The 19295-nt window shown below is 47.3% G+C and carries 14 protein-coding genes; 6 read left to right on the top strand and 8 right to left on the bottom strand.

Going from position 1 to position 19295, the window contains the following annotated elements; genetic code table 11:
- Positions 1 to 34 precede the first annotated feature (34 nt).
- The 5 genes from FSB84_RS08090 to FSB84_RS08070 are packed head-to-tail and all read right to left on the bottom strand — an operon-like array spanning position 35 to position 7629.
- Entirely contained in the window at positions 35 to 1822 is a 1788-nt protein-coding gene (locus FSB84_RS08090) for a SusE domain-containing protein (protein ID WP_130542041.1), read from the bottom strand.
- Positions 1823 to 1849: 27 nt separating this feature from the next.
- Positions 1850 to 2641 (bottom strand): hypothetical protein, encoded by a 792-nt coding sequence (locus FSB84_RS08085; protein ID WP_130542042.1) that lies wholly within the window; start codon positions 2639 to 2641, stop codon positions 1850 to 1852.
- Positions 2642 to 2651: 10 nt separating this feature from the next.
- Positions 2652 to 3143: a DUF5004 domain-containing protein gene (locus FSB84_RS08080; protein ID WP_158643815.1), complete on the bottom strand. Its 492-nt coding sequence runs from the start codon at positions 3141 to 3143 to the stop codon at positions 2652 to 2654.
- Positions 3144 to 3166: 23 nt separating this feature from the next.
- Positions 3167 to 4555, bottom strand: a complete 1389-nt coding sequence (locus tag FSB84_RS08075) for a RagB/SusD family nutrient uptake outer membrane protein (protein ID WP_130542044.1) — start codon at positions 4553 to 4555, stop codon at positions 3167 to 3169.
- Positions 4556 to 4575: 20 nt separating this feature from the next.
- Positions 4576 to 7629: a SusC/RagA family TonB-linked outer membrane protein gene (locus tag FSB84_RS08070; protein ID WP_130542045.1), complete on the bottom strand. Its 3054-nt coding sequence runs from the start codon at positions 7627 to 7629 to the stop codon at positions 4576 to 4578.
- 254 nt (positions 7630 to 7883) lie between these two features.
- Here FSB84_RS08070 and ligA point away from each other — a divergent pair, with 254 nt between their 5' ends.
- The 3 genes from ligA (at position 7884) to FSB84_RS08055 (ending at position 11392) form a co-directional block, all read left to right on the top strand.
- Entirely contained in the window at positions 7884 to 9983 is a 2100-nt protein-coding gene (ligA, locus tag FSB84_RS08065) for an NAD-dependent DNA ligase LigA (protein ID WP_130542046.1), read from the top strand.
- A gap of 93 nt (positions 9984 to 10076) precedes the next feature.
- Positions 10077 to 10619 (top strand): helix-turn-helix domain-containing protein, encoded by a 543-nt coding sequence (locus tag FSB84_RS08060; RefSeq protein WP_262713798.1) that lies wholly within the window; start codon positions 10077 to 10079, stop codon positions 10617 to 10619.
- A gap of 98 nt (positions 10620 to 10717) precedes the next feature.
- Positions 10718 to 11392, top strand: coding sequence for a DUF2461 domain-containing protein (locus tag FSB84_RS08055; protein WP_130542047.1), 675 nt, complete (start codon positions 10718 to 10720; stop codon positions 11390 to 11392).
- 79 nt (positions 11393 to 11471) lie between these two features.
- On the opposite strand, the gene FSB84_RS08050 is transcribed toward FSB84_RS08055, so the two are convergent.
- Complete coding sequence (locus FSB84_RS08050) at positions 11472 to 12479, bottom strand: aspartate-semialdehyde dehydrogenase (RefSeq protein WP_130542048.1); 1008 nt, start codon at positions 12477 to 12479, stop codon at positions 11472 to 11474.
- Between the two features lie 429 nt (positions 12480 to 12908).
- Between FSB84_RS08050 and FSB84_RS08045 the strand changes: the two genes are divergently transcribed.
- Positions 12909 to 14723 (top strand): lamin tail domain-containing protein, encoded by a 1815-nt coding sequence (locus FSB84_RS08045; protein ID WP_130542049.1) that lies wholly within the window; start codon positions 12909 to 12911, stop codon positions 14721 to 14723.
- 69 nt (positions 14724 to 14792) lie between these two features.
- On the opposite strand, the gene FSB84_RS08040 is transcribed toward FSB84_RS08045, so the two are convergent.
- Complete coding sequence (locus FSB84_RS08040; protein ID WP_130542050.1) at positions 14793 to 15716, bottom strand: PfkB family carbohydrate kinase; 924 nt, start codon at positions 15714 to 15716, stop codon at positions 14793 to 14795.
- 213 nt (positions 15717 to 15929) lie between these two features.
- Here FSB84_RS08040 and FSB84_RS08035 point away from each other — a divergent pair, with 213 nt between their 5' ends.
- A complete protein-coding gene (locus FSB84_RS08035) occupies positions 15930 to 16523 on the top strand; it encodes a TetR/AcrR family transcriptional regulator (protein WP_130542051.1) in 594 nt (197 codons plus the stop codon).
- Positions 16524 to 16559: 36 nt separating this feature from the next.
- Positions 16560 to 17642, top strand: a complete 1083-nt coding sequence (gene paaE / locus FSB84_RS08030) for a 1,2-phenylacetyl-CoA epoxidase subunit PaaE (RefSeq protein WP_130542052.1) — start codon at positions 16560 to 16562, stop codon at positions 17640 to 17642.
- A 96-nt stretch (positions 17643 to 17738) separates the two neighbouring features.
- Here the strand turns inward: paaE and FSB84_RS08025 are convergent, their stop codons facing one another.
- Positions 17739 to 19211 (bottom strand): glycoside hydrolase family 30 protein, encoded by a 1473-nt coding sequence (locus FSB84_RS08025; RefSeq protein ID WP_130542053.1) that lies wholly within the window; start codon positions 19209 to 19211, stop codon positions 17739 to 17741.
- Between the last annotated feature and the right edge of the window lie 84 nt (positions 19212 to 19295).

Here is a 19295-nt window from a genome sequence, read left to right as displayed (position 1 = left end):
CCCCTGTTTTTAGTATAGCGATTCCTGTTGACTTTTAGTATACTTTATAAGTCCGTTTGTATTCGTCTATCTCAACGGTGTAATTGCCGGTGGTGGCCACACCGATATTGGCTCCACCTTCTTTGATATCACCGGTGAGCGGAGCGGGTTCACCAGCAGTACTACCATAGTTGAAATCCCAGGTTCCTTTTTTCAGCAGGAATTTAAACTGTTTGGTACCTGTGAGCGGAATATTTGTTCCTTTCCAGATGCCATTGCCCTGGTAGGTAAGTTCCGGAAGATTGGCGTTTGCGTTATCCCAACCACCTGCAGTTGCATCTCCGATGAGATACATATGAGCAGCTTCCGTAGTGTATTTGAGCGATTGCGGATCGCTGCCATCCCAAACCAGCCTGGATACTGGCGATCCGGCTGCAGTGATATCCCCTCCCGGGCTCACCAGCATTCCCGGTTTCTCTCCATCCATTCCGAAGATCCTGGTTTGATTTGGTTCTGCATCATTCCAGTTATTGCCATCATTGAACTTGAATTTTTTGGTGCCATCGGAGTTCACCAGGAACATGAATTTGTTATGAGCAACCGGGTATCCTCTCAGGATATTATTCACGTCCCATGTTGGTTGTTGAACTTCACCAATTACTCCTGGCTGATTGTTCTGGATATATACTTTGTTCTTTGAAAGATCGATGGTAACACGATATACGCCATCGGCAGCAACACTGAAGTTTCCTGATCCCTGGTTGAAGCCTGTTTCATATTCTCCGTTGGATCCGCTGATGGGTCCGTATCCACTGTTCCAATCTCCTTTTGTTTTGAAGAATTTGAATTCGTTACCGGCTTTCAATTTCAGATAAGCGTAGAACACTTTTGCGTAACGTCCGGCGGCTTTGTCGGGAATGATCTGCATGGGGTCGTCGATTTTCCATTCTGACCATCCATCTATCTTTCCTACAACATAAAAGCGGACCTGGCGCAGGATATTCATAGTATTATTTACGTTGGACCACTGCACCCAATCTCCGGAGATGGCCTGTACGGCCCATTTCAGGCGGTTCTCTTTGGAGAGATCGTCCTGTTCATTGTCGTCGAGGGAATCGCTGAGTTGCTTGTAGGTCATCTTGAGCGCGGAATCAGATCCATTGTTATCAGAAGCGACGCTGAAAAGCGGGTCGGAAAAATCACCATCTTCCAAAGCGAATACCACACGGTATTTCACTGCCGGACCGCCAGTAGCAGGTACAGACTTTTGCCATTTGAACTGATAGAAGTCCGTAGTGGAAGTGGGATCTACAGTAGCCGTAGTGATGATAGGCTCAGGTCCATAAAGTGTGAAAGGAGTTGCTCCATCCGTGAACCTGGTCAGTGTAAGCTGGAACTGGTCCTGTGAAAGCACCTGTGTTTCACCGTTAGAAGCCTGAATGGACCAGATAAGCTCTACGGAACCTTTGTTGGGAACACCTTTTGAAAAAAGATACAGATCCAGTTTTTCCTGTGTGATGGTAAGCGTGGTGGCAGTACCGTTATTGTCTGCAGGAAGTTCATAAGTGTATTTGCTGATATCCTCTCCTTTCTTTACGGCAATCCATTTGTAAGTGATCGGTTTGTCAACACCGGGCCTGGCGGCTGTCCACCTGATTATCAGCGGAGCTGAAGGAGTTGCTGCATTCAGTGCGATAGTAGAGGCCGTGGTGGGCGACTGAATACGAAAGGTTCCCGTTTCAATCCCTTCCCCTGTTACGGTATTGTCATAATCTACTTTCTGGCAAGCAGCCAGCAGCAAGCTGAAAACGATCAAACGGCAGGCAATTTGTATTGATCTCATGACACGTCAGTTATTGAAGTGAGATGCTTATTGTAAAGCATCAATATTTTTTTCAGTAGTTGTTCCGGTTATATTTACATTATTCCCATTCACATCCTTTCCTGTTCCATCAAATCTGAAAGTGAATTTGGATGCGGTTTTTCCGGCAGGGATGGTCCAGGCAATATTCGGAATGAAAGAATATGACCAAACCTGGTTGCCTTCGGCCTTCAGGTTCCATGTTTTTGCAGTTCCGATCTGTGTGCCGCCTTCATCGTACAAAGACACTACAACCGTTTTAGGTGTCATGCGTTGCTCTGCCACCGAAGTTGCCAGATCCTGATGAAAATAAACTGTAGCTACATCTGAAGGGCTGAGCTTGTTGGGAAAAACGCGGAACGGGACAGGTATGAAAACGATGGGCTCGAAAACATAGTTGGGAGAATTTCCTGATTGTGCAGTGCCATCCTGGTTCTTAACCAGGAACTGCCAGTGCAGGAGTTTTCCCGGTTCAAAACCGAACATGGAAGTTGGCAGGAATTTGAATTCAAATATATTGTTGCCCTTGTTGGTCATTTTGGCTTCGGGTTTGGAAGAGCCCCACACGCCACCATTGGTAACACCGTCCACTTTCGTATATCCCGGGGCGTTATCATTTGCCCATAACCAGATGTACAGATCAGTTTTTCCGGCCAACGACGCTACAGTACTCACATCTATCGTAAATGTAATCTGATCTTCGGCAGTGTAAGTCTTCGGTTGAAATTGCACTGTATTGAATTGCGCCTGCAACCAGTTTGCGCAAAGCAAGCTTACTGTTAGAATGAATATTTTTCTCATTGCAATTCGTTTAGATCTTTTTGAAATAATAATCGTACTGCAGCAATTGTTTTGAACCATCACCTTTCACCAGGCGCAGGTGCAGCTTTCCGGCATTCAAAGTATTGTAAGACCCCATCATCATTTTCACTGTATCGGTTCCCTTGATGAGGTTGAATTGCTTTGGGATATTGGCATCATCCAATTCCCATTTTCCATCCGCAAGCGGAATGATCACAGGTGATGAGCCGGGTGTGGTAGTGAAAGCCCCTGGCTGATCTCCATTCAGATTCAGATTCAGCTTAAACTGCGTGAACGGAGCAACAGACGTTACATCCAGTTCTTTGTAAGGAAAATTGTATTTCACTGCATTGAGATCAGACTGCACTACTTTATCCAATTGCCAGTTACCCTGAATGAGCTGAACCTTATTCAATGGTTCGCCGATATCAGGAAGCGACTCTGGTTTGCAACCAACGATGGTTGCAATAAGAGCGAATAATATGATGAATTTTGTTTTCATATTTAGCATTTTTACATCGTTGATTAGAAACATCCTCCTTCAGGATTGTTGATGAAACTTGAATTCCCCGCTTTTTCAATATCCGGGAACTGAAGGATGAAACCGTTGCAATTGTAGGGAGAACCTCGCCGGTCGATATTCTGATTGTTCCTTACACCGATTCGTTTGATCTCATCGAGGCGGTTTCCTTCGCCGATCAGTTCCAGTTCACGCTCTCTGCGTGCAATACTGATAAGGAGGGCGGCTGTAGCGCTGGTCAGATCCTGCGAAAGTCCTGCACGGTCAAGAATATCATCCAGGTCCTTTCTTGCCACATCCAGTTCATCACTTGTTCCTAATTCGGCGGCGGATTCTGCACGGATCAGTTTGATCTCCGTAACGGAAACGATCTGCAGATCGAAACTGGTGAGATTGTATTTGGTGAGCAGGAAAAAGTCGGGGCTTGTAGCGGTGGTGAGCCAGGCAGCTCTTACATCACCCGGCCTGCTGAAAAGCGATCTTGTTTGCGGCGTGTACTTCATTACAGGGTTAGCATTATTGTCGCTGCGGAACCTGCCCCTGATCTCTCCGCCAGGCTCTATATTTCCGGGCCTGCTCTTGATGGAAAAAATGCCTTCATGGCTTCCACCCAGGGTCCATCGGTCCATCACATCTTCATCAAAGCTGAATGCAGTTCCGGTTTCAGCCTGCTCCATCACCTTGTTGGAGAATTCATATGCTTTGGCAAAATCGTTCATCTGGAAATACACTTTCGCAAGAATGGCCATGGCCGTGTATTGTGAAGGGTATTCGCCATTTTGCGGAGGAAGGAGATTGGCTGCATCATTGAGGTCAGCCAGTATCTGCGAGTAGACATCTTTCACTGAACTTCTTCCGAGCAGGCTGATATCTGCAACAAGACGAACCGGAACACCAGCCTGAGCATTGTCTGCTGTACTTCCGTAAGGCTGCGCCCACAAACGCACTACTTCGAATAACATCAGTCCACGCAGGAATTTGGCTTCTCCTTCAGCTCTCGCTTTTTTATTTTCATCTGCATATTGCAGGTATTCCAATACTTTATTGGCCCTGTACATTATCTGATAGCACTCCTTGTAAAAATCATTTTTGTAAGCACCAAAGATGGCCGTCTTCCGCCGCCAGATCTCGCCATTATCCTCTGTAAGCAGCGTGCCATACAAATGATCAGCGAGCAATTCTTTGATCACCCACATCCTTCCTCCGTAGAGCACATCTCCGCCAATGGTTGTGTAGCATCCGTTCAGGAAAGACATCAGACTATCGCTCTGGGTTAAGGTTGTGCCTTCTTCCAGTTTACCGGCAGGTGGCCTTTCCAGGAATTTCTTGCAACCCGTAACGCCCAAACCAGCGATGGCGATCAGTATTACGATATATTTTTTGATATGGTTCATAACTGACAATACTTTATGGATTAGAAGTTCACGTTTACGCCGAATGTGAATGCCTTTTGTTGTGGCGGTGTGAGATAAGTTACATTCGGACTCATATTCCTGTCCTGCGCTTTATCAAAATCCCTGGCAATTTCAGGATCTCCTCCCGGATATTTTGTAAAGGTGAGCAGGTTCATACCTGTTGCAAACACTTTCACACCGCGGATCCTTCCAGATTTGAAAAGATCTGATGGCAGTGTATAGCTAAGCGTTAGTTCACGAAGACGCAGGAAATCTGCATCGTACAAGAATAAGGTTGAGTTGTATTGCCATTCACTTGAAAGACCGTTATAGGTTGATGTATTCATTGTCAACCTTGGATACTTTGCAATATCTCCTGGTTTGCGCCAGCGGTCTTTCAGATCTTCACGGATCACCCAATCTGTTATCACACCATCCTGGCGTTTTGCAGAACCATCATAAAGATTGCCACCGATCGCATAAGTGAAGAGCACGCCAAGATCAAAACCTTTGTAGGAAAGATTACTGTTGATGCCTCCAACATAATCGGGGATCACACTACCAACAGGCATACGATAATCAAGAGAGAATGTCTTGGTTTTTTTACCGTTGAGATCTAACCAGATGGGAAGGCCATCATTCGGATCAACGCCAGCAAAACGTACAAGGTAATTGGTTCCCACCGGGTAACCGGGAATGATACGCGTATCGTTGGAACCTCCGCTCAATGCATCAGCACCCAGCTTACCGAGGCTGATCACTTCATTGTAGTTTCTGCTGATGTTTCCACCAACAGTCCAGCTGAGATCTTTTGTTTCGATCACTTTGGCTGTAAGACTTAATTCGATACCGCGGTTGACTATCTTGCCACCATCCAGATTTCTCCAGGCATTTGAGAATCCGGAATTGGGTTGGATGGCACCTTCCACCAGTTGATCAACAGTAGTCTTATTATAATAAGCGATCTCTCCACTGATGCGATTGTTCTTAAGAGAAAATTCCAGCGCCAGATCGAAGTTGCGCATGGTTTCCCATTTAAGATCGGGATTGCCGATATTATCAGGGAACAAGGTGGGATTAAACGCAAATGGTTGACCTCCCCTGGAGATCTTGGAGTAGTATGCTCCTGAAGGGATATCCGAATTACCCACAATACCATAGCTGGCGCGGACTTTCAGGAAACGGATCCAGTCGATATCTTTTACGAAATCCTCTTCGGAGATGATCCAGGCGGCAGATGCTGCGGGGAAGAAACCATACCTGTTATTGGGACCGAATTTGGAAGAGCCATCAATACGCCCTAAGAGTTGCAATACGTAACGGTCTTTGAAAGTGTAATTCACTCTGCCGAAAAAGGATACAAAAGTGAATGCATCGCTTTCTTCCATTTTCTTGATACCGTTGGAGACCATGGAGTCCCTTACATGTTTGTAGAGCGATTTGTTTTCCCAGAAGGGTTTGTCTGTATAAAAGTATATATCATCCTTAAAGCTTTCCTTTGTGAACTCCTGGATCTCTGAACCTGCCAGGAAACTGAAGCGATGGTCATCAAGCGGATTCCAGTTGTAGCTTGCAGTAATTGTACCGCTCATGTTCGTATTATGGAACACATAACGCTTAGCAATACCCGGTCTGTCATTATTCAAATAAATGGCAGACTCAAACTGGTCGTCGAAGGAAGTGAGGTAATCGATACTTCCAACAGCTTTGATAGTAAGATCCCTGATGGGTTGCCATTCTGCTCCTGCACTACCCCAGTACTTGTTCTCTGTGTTACGCCATTTGGTTTGATCACGGCGCAAGACCGGATTTGCACCAAGCCGGTAATACGTTTTATCATCGTTGTAGATTGGATAGATCGGTAATGCAGCAGACATAGCATCTCCTAAACCTCCTGCCCAGGCAGCAGGAACGCGATGGTTGTTACCATTGTTCCAGGAAAGATTGAGGTTGAACTTAAGATTCTTCAGCGCCTGGAAATCGAGATTGGCGCGCGCTCCCAAACGCTCATAGGCATTGCCTTTGATATAGCTTTCATCCTTTGCATAACTGGCGCCTACATAGCTTTTCAGCCATTTGTTGCCGGCAGTCATACTGGCATTGTGCTGATTGATGAAACCTGTAGTGGTCAATTCTTTCCACCAGTCAGTATTATTCTTTTCGGCCTGCTCCCAGGTTAGACCACCAGGTAACGGGGCTTTGCCCATATTGCCATCATTCTCCCAGGCTTCCTGGCGCATCTGCAGCCATTCAGGACCATTGAGGAATTTGGGACGCAGCGCCCAGGTAGTGGCACCTAAGCGGTTATTATAATTGAAGAGAGGTTTACCGCCCTTTCCTTTTTTGGTAGTAATGAGCACCACACCGTTGGCGCCACGACTGCCGTAGATGCCTGCTGCGCCTGCATCTTTGAGGATCTCTATGGACTCGATATCATTGGGGTTGATGGTGGCAAGAGGGTTCTGATTCTGCCCACCGCTGTTGCCGCGCTGAAAGGGATCGGCAATGATGGGCACTCCATCGATCACATACAATGGATCACCACCCGCACTTATGGATCCGATACCACGGATACGCACAACCGATCCCGAACCTGCCAGGCCGCTTCCCTGCACCACCTGTACACCCGGAGCCCTTCCCTGCAGGGAAGCTTCAAAACTCGGTGTAGGCAATGCCGTTATCTTATCCGATGTGACCTTGGCAATAGCGCCTGTTACTTCCCTGCGGCGTTGCGTACCATAGCCGATCACCACCACTTCATTCATGTTCACAGAAGATGGTTTCAGACTTACATTCACCACCAGCTGATCAGCAATGTTCACATCCGCACTCTCATACCCCACACCACTGAACACCAGGATGTTGGTATTAGCCGGAATTGTAATGGAAAATGTTCCCTCGGAAGAGGTGGAGGTTCCGCCGGACCCACCCTTGGGTGTAACCGAAATGCCCGGAAGCGGGGCACCGTCTTTTTCATTCGTAACCTTACCGGTAATTGTTTTGTTTTGCGCCCATGTAGCAGAGGGTAGCGCCAGAAGCAGAGATAGGATCCCCACAAGCAGTCGATGTGGCATAAACAATCGTTCTTTTAGTTTTTGTTGAAATTGCGTACAATCTACACAATACAAAATGTGTAAATTGTACACAATTTAGTTTAATTTCTTATTCTTCCAAAAAAATCTTGTAGCTGAAAATCAGTGCTGAACCAACGCCGTTAAGGTTTGTAAACCAATTATGATACTACTGAAGTACTTCCAAGTTACTGAATTTTATGTTGACTGATTGTATCCGAAGCTGTTGAACTAATTTTGTTTACCTTATATTTTATATGTACTCCCCAGATCAAACAAAAGCATTGCAGCAGTTGACAGAGAGCCTGCTGAAGAAGGACGACAAGCATCCTGTGACCACCAAAGAGATCGACAATCTCCGTGATGTTCTAAAGTTCCATGAGCACCGGTACTATATTTTGAATGACCCGCTGGTGGCAGACCAGGAATACGATAAGCTTTTCAAATCGCTGGAAAAACTGGAACAGGCGCATCCGGAGCTGATCACTTCAGATTCTCCCACACAACGCGTGAGCAAGGGCCTCACCAAAGACTTCCCGCCTGCACCGCACCTGGTGCCGATGCTTTCCCTGGACAATTCATATAATGAAGAAGACCTGCGCGACTGGGATCGCCGCGTACGCGAACTGGCCAAATCGGAGAACATTGAATACTGTATCGAGCCAAAGTTCGACGGGGCCAGCATTTCACTGATCTACGAGAATGATCTGCTGCAACGCGGCGCCACCCGTGGCAATGGCGTTGCTGGTGACGACATCACTACCAATATCAAACAGATCCGCTCTGTGCCGCTCTCCGCAAAGTTTTCGGATTACGGTATCCAGCAGATCGAGATCAGGGGTGAAGTGCTGATCAATAAGAACAATTTCAAAAAATACAATGAACAACTGATAGAGCAGAACCTGCCGCCACTGGCCAATCCCCGCAACGCGGCTGCCGGTACACTTCGCATCAAAGACCCGAAGGAAGTAGGTAAACGAAATCTCGAAGCCTTCCTCTACCACGTCAGCTATTACACTACGCTGCCTGGTAAAACGCTCGATGAATCTTTGCACACTCATAGCGGCAACCTCAATATGCTGTGGAACCTGGGTTTCCGCAGTCCCATGAAAGAGAAAAAAGTATTTAAGGGGATCGAAGATGTGATAGCATATTGCCGCGAGTATGAGGCTCACCGTGATGATCTCCCTTATGAGATCGATGGAATGGTGATCAAAGTGAACAGTATCGATATGCAGGACCAGCTGGGTATGACCACGCACCACCCGCGCTGGGCCATCGCCTTCAAATTCAAAGCGCGCCAGGCTACCAGCAAGCTGCGTTCCGTTGAATACCAGGTAGGCCGCACCGGCAGTATCACGCCTGTGGCCAAGATCGATCCCGTAGCAATTGGTGGTGTTACCGTTAGTTCCGTGTCTTTGCACAATGAAGATGTGATCCGTGAGAAAGACATCATGCTGGGAGATACTGTGCTGGTGGAAAGGGCCGGAGATGTGATCCCTTATATCGTGAAACCTCTGGCAGAACTGAGAACGGGATCGGAAAAGAGGATCGAGTTCCCTACCAATTGCCCCGTATGCGGGGACCCGTTAGTAAAGCCCGTGGATGAAGCTGTATGGCGCTGCAACAATATTAACTGTGAGGCACAAGTGGTGGAACGCATCATTCACTTCACCAGTAAGGATGCCATGGATATCAGGGGACTTGGAGATGCCATTATCCGTAAATTCTATGAACTGAAATTCCTGCACGATGTTCCCGGCATTTATGAACTGCCATTTGCTCAAATCAGCGCCAGGGAAGGGTTTGGCGAGAAGAGTATCTCCAATTTACAAGCCGCTATCGAGGCCTCCAGGGCACAGCCATTGCATCGTCTGATCTATGCACTGGGTATCCGGCATGTGGGGGAAACAACGGCAAAAACACTTGCTAACGCCGTCAAATACCTGCCGGAGATGGCGGACCTCTCAATGGAAGACCTCCAGGCTTTGGAAGATATTGGTCCGAAAGTGGCCGGAAGCGTGTACCAGTTTTTCCACAATTGGGACAATTTGGAAATGCTGAAAAAGCTCGAAAGTCTCGGATTGCAATTGAAAAATGACAGGAGCAATCTAACGGCGGAGGGCAACCTGACGGGACTAACGTTCTTGTTCACGGGAACCTTGCCAACGCTGAAACGCAGTGAGGCTGAGGAGATGGTGGAAACTAACGGTGGTAAGATACTGGGGTCCGTTAGCTCCAAGCTCAGTTACCTGGTAGTGGGGGAAGACGCAGGATCCAAGCTGGAAAAGGCCAAAAAGATAGCAACTGTTAAGATTATCACAGAGGCGGAATTCCTGCAAATGGTTAACCGCTGATCGAATCTTATTATTGTTTTTTGATATTCGCAGCTCTTTTTTTGTAACTTTAGCCAAAAGGAAAAGGCGATGATAAAAAAACTTCCAAACGAGGTGTGGAAACCACTTCAGTTTCCGGGCTGGAAACACCTCCGTAAAAAGTATGCGCTGTCATCTCACGGTCGCATAGCCAGCTATACAGAAGACGTGGTTGAAGACGGAAAATTATTGCAGGGTTCTCTGACCACTGGTTACAGAACGCTCAATCTGCACCGTCCAGGCAACAATGGCACGTTGTACATACATCGTGAAATTGCACGGCTCTTCTTAAAAAAAGCTTCACTGAAAGCGAAGTATGTGATTCACGACAATCACAACAAGCTCGACAACAATGTGAAGAATCTGAGATGGGCTACACTTGAGCAAATGATCGAGCATCAGCAAAACAGTCCGGCGAAAATTGCCTACAAGAAAGTGCAGGCAAACCGCACAGAAGGACTGAAACTGAATGCCGGCCAGGTGAAAGCTATTAAGAAAACCCTTACCGACAAGAACCGGAAACTCACCATCAAAAAGCTCGCTGAGAAATACGGCGTCAGTGAAATGACGATGTATCGTATCAAGAGCGGTGAAAATTGGGGACGCATTAAAAACTAACCAGGTCCAACTGCATTACAGTGGTGTGAATGGAGACGGCGCTCTGTCACACCACTTTTTTTATGCCCGCTCGCGAGCGGGTTTTATTTTTGCACTCTATGATACAATCATCTACCCTCACTTTCTTTCGCCAGTTGCGGAAGAACAATCACAAGACCTGGTTTGATGCACATCGTGCACAGTATGAGGCAGCGCGGAAAAACATAGAGGATTTCCTGCAGGCAGTGATCGATAAACATGGGAAGAAGGATCCTGATATAGCAGGGCTCACCGCCAAAAGCTGTCTCTATCGCATCAACAGGGATATTCGTTTTTCAAAAGATAAAACACCGTACAAGACACACCAGGCCGCAGGCATCACCAAAGGCGGAAAGAAGTCTCCGCTCGCAGGCTATTACGTGCATATAGAGCCTGATGGCAAAACGATGGTGGCAGGTGGCATCTGGATGCCTGAAGCAGCAAATCTCAAAAAAATAAGACAGGAGATCGATTACTGCTACGATGAATTCAACAAGATCGTCACTGCTAAAAAATTCGTCAACCAGTTCGGAGGATTATACCGCGGAGAAGATGTGAGCCTCGTGAAAGTGCCACAGGGATTTGAGAAAGACAATCCCGCTGCCGAATACCTGAAGTTCAAAAGCTGGCTAGCCAGCCGTGAGTTCAGTGATGCAGATGTTACATCGAAAGATTTCCTGAAAAAGGTGACTGATGCTTTTGAAACGATGCAGCCATTCCTTCAATTCCTCAACAGGCCATTGGAGCATGACTGATCAACCGCTTAAGCATTCATAAAATGAAAGATCCCGGTTCAAATGACCGGGATCTTTCATTTTATGAATGCATTGCTGATTACAACAATTGTTTGCTCACCAGGTACTCTGCAATCTGCACAGCGTTGGTAGCGGCGCCTTTGCGGAGATTATCGCTCACAATCCACAGGTTGAGTGTATTGGGCTGCGTTTCATCTCTGCGCAATCTTCCAACAAATACTTCATCACGCTCATGCGCATCTTTGGGCATAGGGTATTGTGCTGTAGCAGGGTCATCCACCAAAATCACGCCGGGAGCAGATTTCAGCAGCTCTTTCACTTCATTCAGATCGAAGTCGTTTGCGAATTCAACGTTCACGCTTTCGCTGTGGCCACCCATAACAGGGATACGAACGGTGGTGGAAGTAACGCGGATGCTGTCATCTCGCATGATCTTCTTGGTTTCGAGCACCATCTTCATTTCTTCCTTGGTGTAGCCATTGTCGAGGAATACATCGATCTGCGGGATCACGTTGAGATCGATGGGGTATTTATAAGCCATGGGATATTCGCCATTGCTGCCTTTAACGGCTTTGTCGCGCTCACCCATCAACTGATCAACTGCTTTCTTACCTGTACCGGTTACGCTCTGGTAAGTGGACACTACCACGCGTTTCACCTGGTATTTCTTGTGGAGGGGATTGAGTGCTACTACCATCTGGATGGTAGAGCAGTTGGGGTTGGCGATGATCTTATCGTCTTTACCCAGTGCATCAGCATTGATCTCAGGAACCACCAGTTTTTTGGAGGGGTCCATACGCCATGCGGAAGAGTTATCGATCACAGTAATACCGGCTTCGGCAAATTTGGGCGCCCATTCCAGGGAAGTGCTGCCGCCGGCTGAAAACAAGGCCACATCAGGCTTTGCAGCAATGGCGTCTGTCATGCTTACCACCTTATATGCCTTTCCCTTATAGGTAACTTCTTTGCCTACTGACCTTTCAGAGGCTACGGGAAGGAGCTCAGTAACGGGGAAATTCCTTTCTGCGAGGATTTGTAACATTTTGGTGCCTACCAGGCCAGTGGCGCCTACAACTGCAACTTTCATTGTTATTTCTGATTGTTTTTGGTGATGACTGTTTATAAGAATTTGTAATAAAAAAAGCCTTCCCGGGGGGAAGGCCTTTTGATATTTTTAGTTTGCACACAAAACTATCCTGAAACCTTCCCGTTATTGGGACGCTTCTTCGTACGCTTTGTATACTTCATAATGTTTTGCATGAGGAGCCAAAAATAGTTCGCAATTGTTGTTGTAGCAAATATTTTTTTTGAAGACCCTGAAACCGGTAAGCCGGGTGCCAGGCCTGCTTTCCATTAACGCTCGTTTGTTTTTCCCATCAAAAACTATTGACATCGCAAATCCAATCATTCCTCCTCCCCGTATCTTTCAATAGGCACTTTGCAACGTACATGGACAACCGAAAGAATAAACCATATTCTCTCACCCGGATATTTTGTCCATGTAAAAAAGTTCCTCATGCGATTCCTTCTTTTCATCACTCCTCTTCTCATTTGCATTCCGTTCATTTATTTTCTTCCCTGTTACCGGCTGTTCCGAAGCCCAACTCCATATCCTTTGAACGATATTCAATGGAGCAAAACTGACCATAGCCTCCCTCTTTCAAAACCTGCACCGGTAAAGCTTCAATCACTTATCAGCCGATACCAGATAATCATCACTGAGATCATGGCGGATCCATCGCCGCCTGCAGGATTACCCGAATATGAATACATCGAGCTGAAAAATGTTTCATCCAAACCTATCGACCTCAAAGGATTCAAATTGGGAGATGAAAGCAGCGCTGCCAGTTTCAACAACAGTATCATCATTCAACCCGACAGTTTCCTGATCTGCTGCTCCAATACTGCAGCTGCACAGCTCAAAGCATTCGGCGCCTGCATCGGGCTTTCCAATTTCCCTTCCCTCGCTAATGAGAGCGATATGGTGCAACTGATCTCTCCTGAGAACAATATCATTCATGCCATTCAATACCAGGCTGGCTGGTATCGCAGCAATAGTAAAGCTGAAGGCGGCTGGAGTCTGGAAATGATCAATACTTCCACGCCCTGTGCGGGAGGATCCAACTGGGCCGCGAGTCTTTCTCCCACCGGAGGCACGCCGGGCCATGCCAACAGCCAGCTTCCCGGGGAAGCAGACCATCACCCGCCTTCCCTGTTACACATTTATGCTGTCGATAATACCAAACTGGTAGCTGTATTCGACGAGCCACTGGATAGTAACAGCGCCGTACAACCGAAGAACTACCGGTTGGGCAATTTGAATCTGACACCAGCCTCCTGTCAGACTTTGCCTCCTGCATTCAACATGGTCCGGTTACAATTCCGGCAGCCATTGGAAACAAACGCAGTCCAGCTGCTGACCGTACAACAGGTGAAAGATTGTGCCGGCAACAATATCGGAACAATGCACACAGCAAAAGCCGGAATGGCATCTGCTGCGTCTCCTGGTGACATCATCATCAATGAGATCCTTTTTGATCCGCCACCGGAAGGTGCAGATTACGTGGAGCTCTTCAACCGGAGCAGCAGGATCATCAACCTGCAAAACTTATACAGCAGTAACCGAAATGATGCCGGCCAGCTGATCAACACAAAACGTATCAGCTCCACACCCTACCTGCTTTTTCCAGGTGAATATATTTTGCTCACAGAAAACCCTGATTGGGTGCAAAATCATTATACAATAATTGATAAACAGGCTATCAGAACAAGCCCACTGCCTTCACTTCCCAACGAAAAGGGAAGTTATGTTCTAAGCGATATCACGAATGTTGTTTTGGACGAATTGCATTATTCTGCTGATTGGCATTTTCCCTTGTTGTCATCGCCGGAGGCTGTTTCCCTGGAACGCATCGATCCTCTGCTGCCGGCGCAAGACAAACACAACTGGCTTTCCGCATCCGGTACATCGGGTGGCGGTACGCCCGGATATATCAACTCGCAATTCAAACCTGCTTCGCCCGGAAATGAAAAGTTTCAATTGTCTTCATCCATTTTTTCCCCTGGCCGCAATGATCTGTTGCTGATCCGCTATCAAAACACTGCACCAGGCACAGCAGGCTCTGTACGCATTTTTGACCTGGATGGGAAACCGGTACGCCAACTGACGGCCAATGCGCTGATGGGCGCCAGCGGCCACTGGGCCTGGGATGGATTAAGCGAAACGAAACAACCGCTTCCTTCAGGGATCTATATCATACAGGTGCAATGGTTCAATCAGGAGGGAGGAACAGGGAGGTGGAAGAAGGCAGTAGCACTGATGAGGCAATAGTGGAGAGCCCCGAAAATGCAGAAGGGCTGACCACGGGCCAGCCCTTCTGCATTCGTATATTGATACTGGTTATACCAGCTCGATATCAAAGTTCACCAGGTTCACAAACTGCTCGATCCTGGTATGGATATCTTCAGCTGTGATCTCTTTCAGACGCTCGGGGCCGAATTTCTCCACACAGTAGGAAGCCATAGCAGAACCTACAATGATAGCGGTTTTCATATTCTCGAAAGAAATGTCTTTTGTGCGGGCGATATGTCCCATGAAACCTCCGGCGAAAGTATCACCGGCGCCTGTGGGATCGAAAACATCTTCCAGCGGCAGTGCAGGTGCGAAGAAGACCTTGTCTTCATGGAAGAGAAGAGCGCCATGCTCACCTTTCTTGATGATCAGATATTTCGGGCCCATGTTCATGATGGTCTTGGCTGCTTTCACCAAAGAGAATTGTCCGCTGAGCTGACGTGCTTCACTGTCGTTGATCATAAGTACATCCACCATTTTGAGCACTTCTTCCAGTTCAGGCATGGCTGATTCCATCCAGAAGTTCATGGTGTCCATGGCAATGAGCTTTGGACGAACTTTCATTTGTTCGATCACTTTTTTCTGGATGATCGGATGAAGGTTTCCCAGCATAACGAATTCTGCATCGCGGTAGCTCTCAGGCAGTACGGGATCGAAATCAGCCAGTACGTTGAGATCGGTTACCAGGGTATCGCGCGAATTCATGTCCATATGGTAACGTCCGCTCCAGAAGAAAGATTTCTTATCCGGCACAACTACCACGCCATCGAGCTGAACTCCTCTTTTGGTGAGGCTGTCCATTTCTTCCTGAGGGAAATCGAATCCCACGATGGAAACCTGCTGAATCGGCTGAACGAAATTGCTGGCGGCATAAGCCACATAGGTGGCGGAACCACCCACAATCTGGTTCACTTTACCGAAGGGAGTTTCTATAGCGTCAAAGGCCATGGTGCCTACTGCGATCAATGACATAATTTGGATTTACTATTAATGAATTAGAACAAAAAATTTCGCAAACGTACAGGAATTTTCGCATCATCAGAAACCTGAATCGCCCGCCACATCTCCGGGCCCACCATATATGCAAATAATGTTGTTAGTGGATTTCCTGATACTTTTTGTAACTTCCTACAGATTTCCTCCTAACGATTGTTAGCTTTTATTTATCTTTGACTTTAATAACACATGGCAAAAATTAAAAGCAACCGCACCAGCACACGTAAAGACGTGATTATTTCCAAGGCAGCCATCCTCTTCCGCGAAAAAGGATACAGCGCCACTTCCATGCGCGACCTGGCCGAGCATGTAGGCGTAGAAGCAGCCAGCCTGTACAATCACATCAGCTCCAAAGCCGAGATCCTCCAGGAGATCTGTTTCCGCGTAGCTACCAATTTCATGTCGCATATCGAAGAGGTGGAGCAAAGTAAAAAGACTGAGATCGAAAAGATCGAAGCCATCCTCCGCTACCATATCAAAATGATGGTAGAGCGTTATGAAGAAGTTTACGTGAGCGACCGCGAATGGAAACACCTCACCGATCCTTATCTCTCCAATATGCAGGGGCAGCGCCGCGCTTACCGCCAGCGTATCGGCAAGATCATCGAAGATGGCATTGCCAAAGGAGAATTTAAAAAGATCGATGCGCCAACTGCCGTACTGATCATGCTCCACGCAGTGAGCGGGATCGAAAGCTGGCACAGAAGCAAAAGGAAGATCGAGGGCGACCAGCTGGAGAACTCCATGGTGGAGATCCTGGTAGGCGGCTTGCAGAAACCTTAGCCTTCACAATTGAACCAATCAAAAGAAAGATAATAAGTGGCTACACATTTTCACTCCCTGACGATTGCAGACATACGAAAAGAAACCCCCGAATGTATCTCTGTAGTATTTGATATTCCCGAAAGCCTGAAGGAAGCCTATAGTTTCCGGCATGGACAGAACATCACCCTGAAATCGGTGGTGGATGGAGAAGAGCTTCGCCGCTCGTATTCCATCTGCAGCAGTCCCGGCGATAAAGAGCTTCGCATCGCCATCAAGAAAATGCAGGACGGCCGCTTCTCCACATGGGCCAATGCTACATTGAAAAAAGGAGATATCCTGGAAGTGTTGCCACCAACCGGGAAGTTCTATACTGAGCTGGATCCCGCGCATAAAAAGCATTACCTCGCTTTTGCTGCCGGAAGCGGCATCACGCCTATTCTCAGCATCATCAAAACAACGCTGGCCATCGAGCCCAACAGCAGCTTTACTCTGGTGTATGGCAATCGCAACCGTGGCAGCATCATCTTCAAGGAACAACTCGAAGCCCTGAAGAATGTATTCATGAGCCGCTTTGTAGTGCATCATATCCTCAGCCGTGAAAAAACAGATGCCGCTATCAACTATGGCCGTATAAACGCAGAAAAAGGAAAGCAGCTGGCAGCAAAACTGATCGATATACATGCGATCGATGATTTCTTCCTCTGCGGTCCGGAAGAAATGATCTTCGAAATGAAGGACTGGCTGGAACAGGAAGGCATCGATAAAAAGAAAGTGCATTTCGAATTGTTCACTACACCCGGACAAAAAGCAGGCACACAAAAATCAGCAGAAGAGAAAGCAGCCTTCACCGGCAAAGTGAGCAAAGTGACCGTTAAAGTGGATGGTATCGCTTTCGATTTCGATCTTCCCTATGACGGAGATCCGCTGCTGGACGCAGCTCTGAAACAGGGCGCTGATCTGCCTTTCGCCTGTAAAGGCGGCGTATGCGCCACCTGCCGCGCCAAAGTAGTGGAAGGCGCCGTGAGCATGGACAATAACTATGCACTGGAACCCGATGAGCTGGAAGGCGGATTCGTTCTTACTTGTCAAAGTCATCCTCGTTCAGAGAAAGTGATCGTAGATTTCGACGCCAGATAAAATTTTCTTCTGAAATAGCTCAGCCGGCATGAGAACATGCCGGCTGTTTTATGATTGCTACGCGGCATTAGCCACGAATGTTAGAGACGAAGTTCTTTACCATTGGATCGTTACGATCGAATGCGGCAAACTCACCAGCTCTGCCGCTTTGCCCCCTATCCACAGGTGATAGGGAATTCTCTTTCCGCTATCGTTCATCACTACTACCACCATTTTTCCATCAGCATTTTTGAATGCTGTGGTCAGCAATTCACTTCTGCTGCTGGAGCTGATAATGCGTTTGGCGCCGGGCTTCACGAATTTGGAAAAATGCCCGATATAGTAATAAGCGTTCATGAAAATCAGTTCTCCAGTTTTTGTATCCGCATGAACAGGAGCGAAACAGAAATTCTGTACATGGTTGGGGCCGCCTGTTTCATCCAGCAGGATATTCCAGTCGGTCCAGGCGCAGGTACCGTTGTTGAAATCATTGATCATGTTCCTGCCATAGATCTCGCCCCATTGCCATTGGTTGATCTGATTTCTGTTGAATGGGCCGTTGCAGCCTTCAGTGAAAATGAGATTGGTGGAAGGATATTGTTCGTGTACGCGTTGCAGGTTGAGGAACTGCGGATCGCCACCAGTCCAGGTTTCGTACCAGTGGAAACCGATACCCCATAAGTATTTCGCAGCATCGGGATCATTGAGCACAGTGCTGGCGCGTTGATAGAGGAGATCCCGGTTATGGTCCCAGGCGATGATCTTCTTATCATTCATTCCTGCTTTTTCAAGTGTGGGCCCGAGATAGTTTTTCAGAAAGTCTCTTTCCTCTTCTGCAGTGTAGATACAGCTTTCCCAGCGCTGCCTTGCCATTGGTTCGTTCTGAATGCTCAATCCCCAGATGGGTATCTTTTCCTTTTCATATGCCTGGATGAATTTCACATAATAGTTTGCCCATGACTGATAGTAGGCAGGTAATAATTTGCCTCCGTGAAGCAGATCATTATTATCCTTCATCCAGGCGGGAGGGCTCCAGGGGCTTGCGAACAATGGGAGATTGCCCCCGGCAGCCGCAATGGCCTGCTGAATGAATGGTACCCGGAATTGCAGATCATGTGCGATGCTGAAAGAAGACAGGCTGCTGTCTTTTTCTTTCACATAAGTATATGGAGCGGAAGAAAAATCACAGCTATGGATATTGGTTCTGGCCATGGTATAACCGATTCCATCTTTATCGCTGAAGTAAGCAGTGAGGAACTGTTGTTGTTTGTCTTTCGGCAGTTTGGCGAATGTTTCAGCAGAAGCGTCTGTGAGCGCACCGCCGATGCCCACCATGGTTTGAAACGAAGTAGACGGATCCACAAACACGCAGGGCTGTGATTCCAACGGCTGTCCGAAAGCTTTGAAGGCAATGGTATCAGTTACGGACAAGCGAAAATTTGAGCTGTCTGCCGTGGTGAACACAGTAGCCCGTACACCTTCCATGTTGATAGTGCTGGAATCTCCGCCGGTCTTTTTTTCCTGGGGCTGACTGTTCTGTTGGCAGGAAGCCATACCCAATACTACGACTGTCAGAATGCAAAATTTCATTGTGTGCATTTTGTTTAAGATGATAAATAGAACCGGAAGGAGCCCCATCGGTTTGCATTACAGTGGGGAACTGCCTGTACAGGC

It is taken from the genome of Pseudobacter ginsenosidimutans (assembly GCF_007970185.1).
Lineage (GTDB): Bacteria > Bacteroidota > Bacteroidia > Chitinophagales > Chitinophagaceae > Pseudobacter > Pseudobacter ginsenosidimutans.
Note: the sequence above shows the minus strand (reverse complement) of the source record. Positions and strands in the feature narration are given on the sequence as shown.

What these genes read in the sequence shown, in the direction of transcription:
- FSB84_RS08090 (WP_130542041.1), bottom strand. Translation starts at nt 1,822, where the DNA reads ATGAGATCAATACAAATTGCCTGCCGTTTGATCGTTTTCAGCTTGCTG.
- FSB84_RS08085 (WP_130542042.1), bottom strand. Translation starts at nt 2,641, where the DNA reads ATGAGAAAAATATTCATTCTAACAGTAAGCTTGCTTTGCGCAAACTGG.
- FSB84_RS08080 (WP_158643815.1), bottom strand. Translation starts at nt 3,143, where the DNA reads ATGAAAACAAAATTCATCATATTATTCGCTCTTATTGCAACCATCGTT.
- FSB84_RS08075 (WP_130542044.1), bottom strand. Translation starts at nt 4,555, where the DNA reads ATGAACCATATCAAAAAATATATCGTAATACTGATCGCCATCGCTGGT.
- FSB84_RS08070 (WP_130542045.1), bottom strand. Translation starts at nt 7,629, where the DNA reads ATGCCACATCGACTGCTTGTGGGGATCCTATCTCTGCTTCTGGCGCTA.
- ligA (WP_130542046.1), top strand. Translation starts at nt 7,884, where the DNA reads ATGTACTCCCCAGATCAAACAAAAGCATTGCAGCAGTTGACAGAGAGC.
- FSB84_RS08055 (WP_130542047.1), top strand. Translation starts at nt 10,718, where the DNA reads ATGATACAATCATCTACCCTCACTTTCTTTCGCCAGTTGCGGAAGAAC.
- FSB84_RS08050 (WP_130542048.1), bottom strand. Translation starts at nt 12,479, where the DNA reads ATGAAAGTTGCAGTTGTAGGCGCCACTGGCCTGGTAGGCACCAAAATG.
- FSB84_RS08045 (WP_130542049.1), top strand. Translation starts at nt 12,909, where the DNA reads ATGCGATTCCTTCTTTTCATCACTCCTCTTCTCATTTGCATTCCGTTC.
- FSB84_RS08040 (WP_130542050.1), bottom strand. Translation starts at nt 15,716, where the DNA reads ATGTCATTGATCGCAGTAGGCACCATGGCCTTTGACGCTATAGAAACT.
- FSB84_RS08035 (WP_130542051.1), top strand. Translation starts at nt 15,930, where the DNA reads ATGGCAAAAATTAAAAGCAACCGCACCAGCACACGTAAAGACGTGATT.
- FSB84_RS08025 (WP_130542053.1), bottom strand. Translation starts at nt 19,211, where the DNA reads ATGAAATTTTGCATTCTGACAGTCGTAGTATTGGGTATGGCTTCCTGC.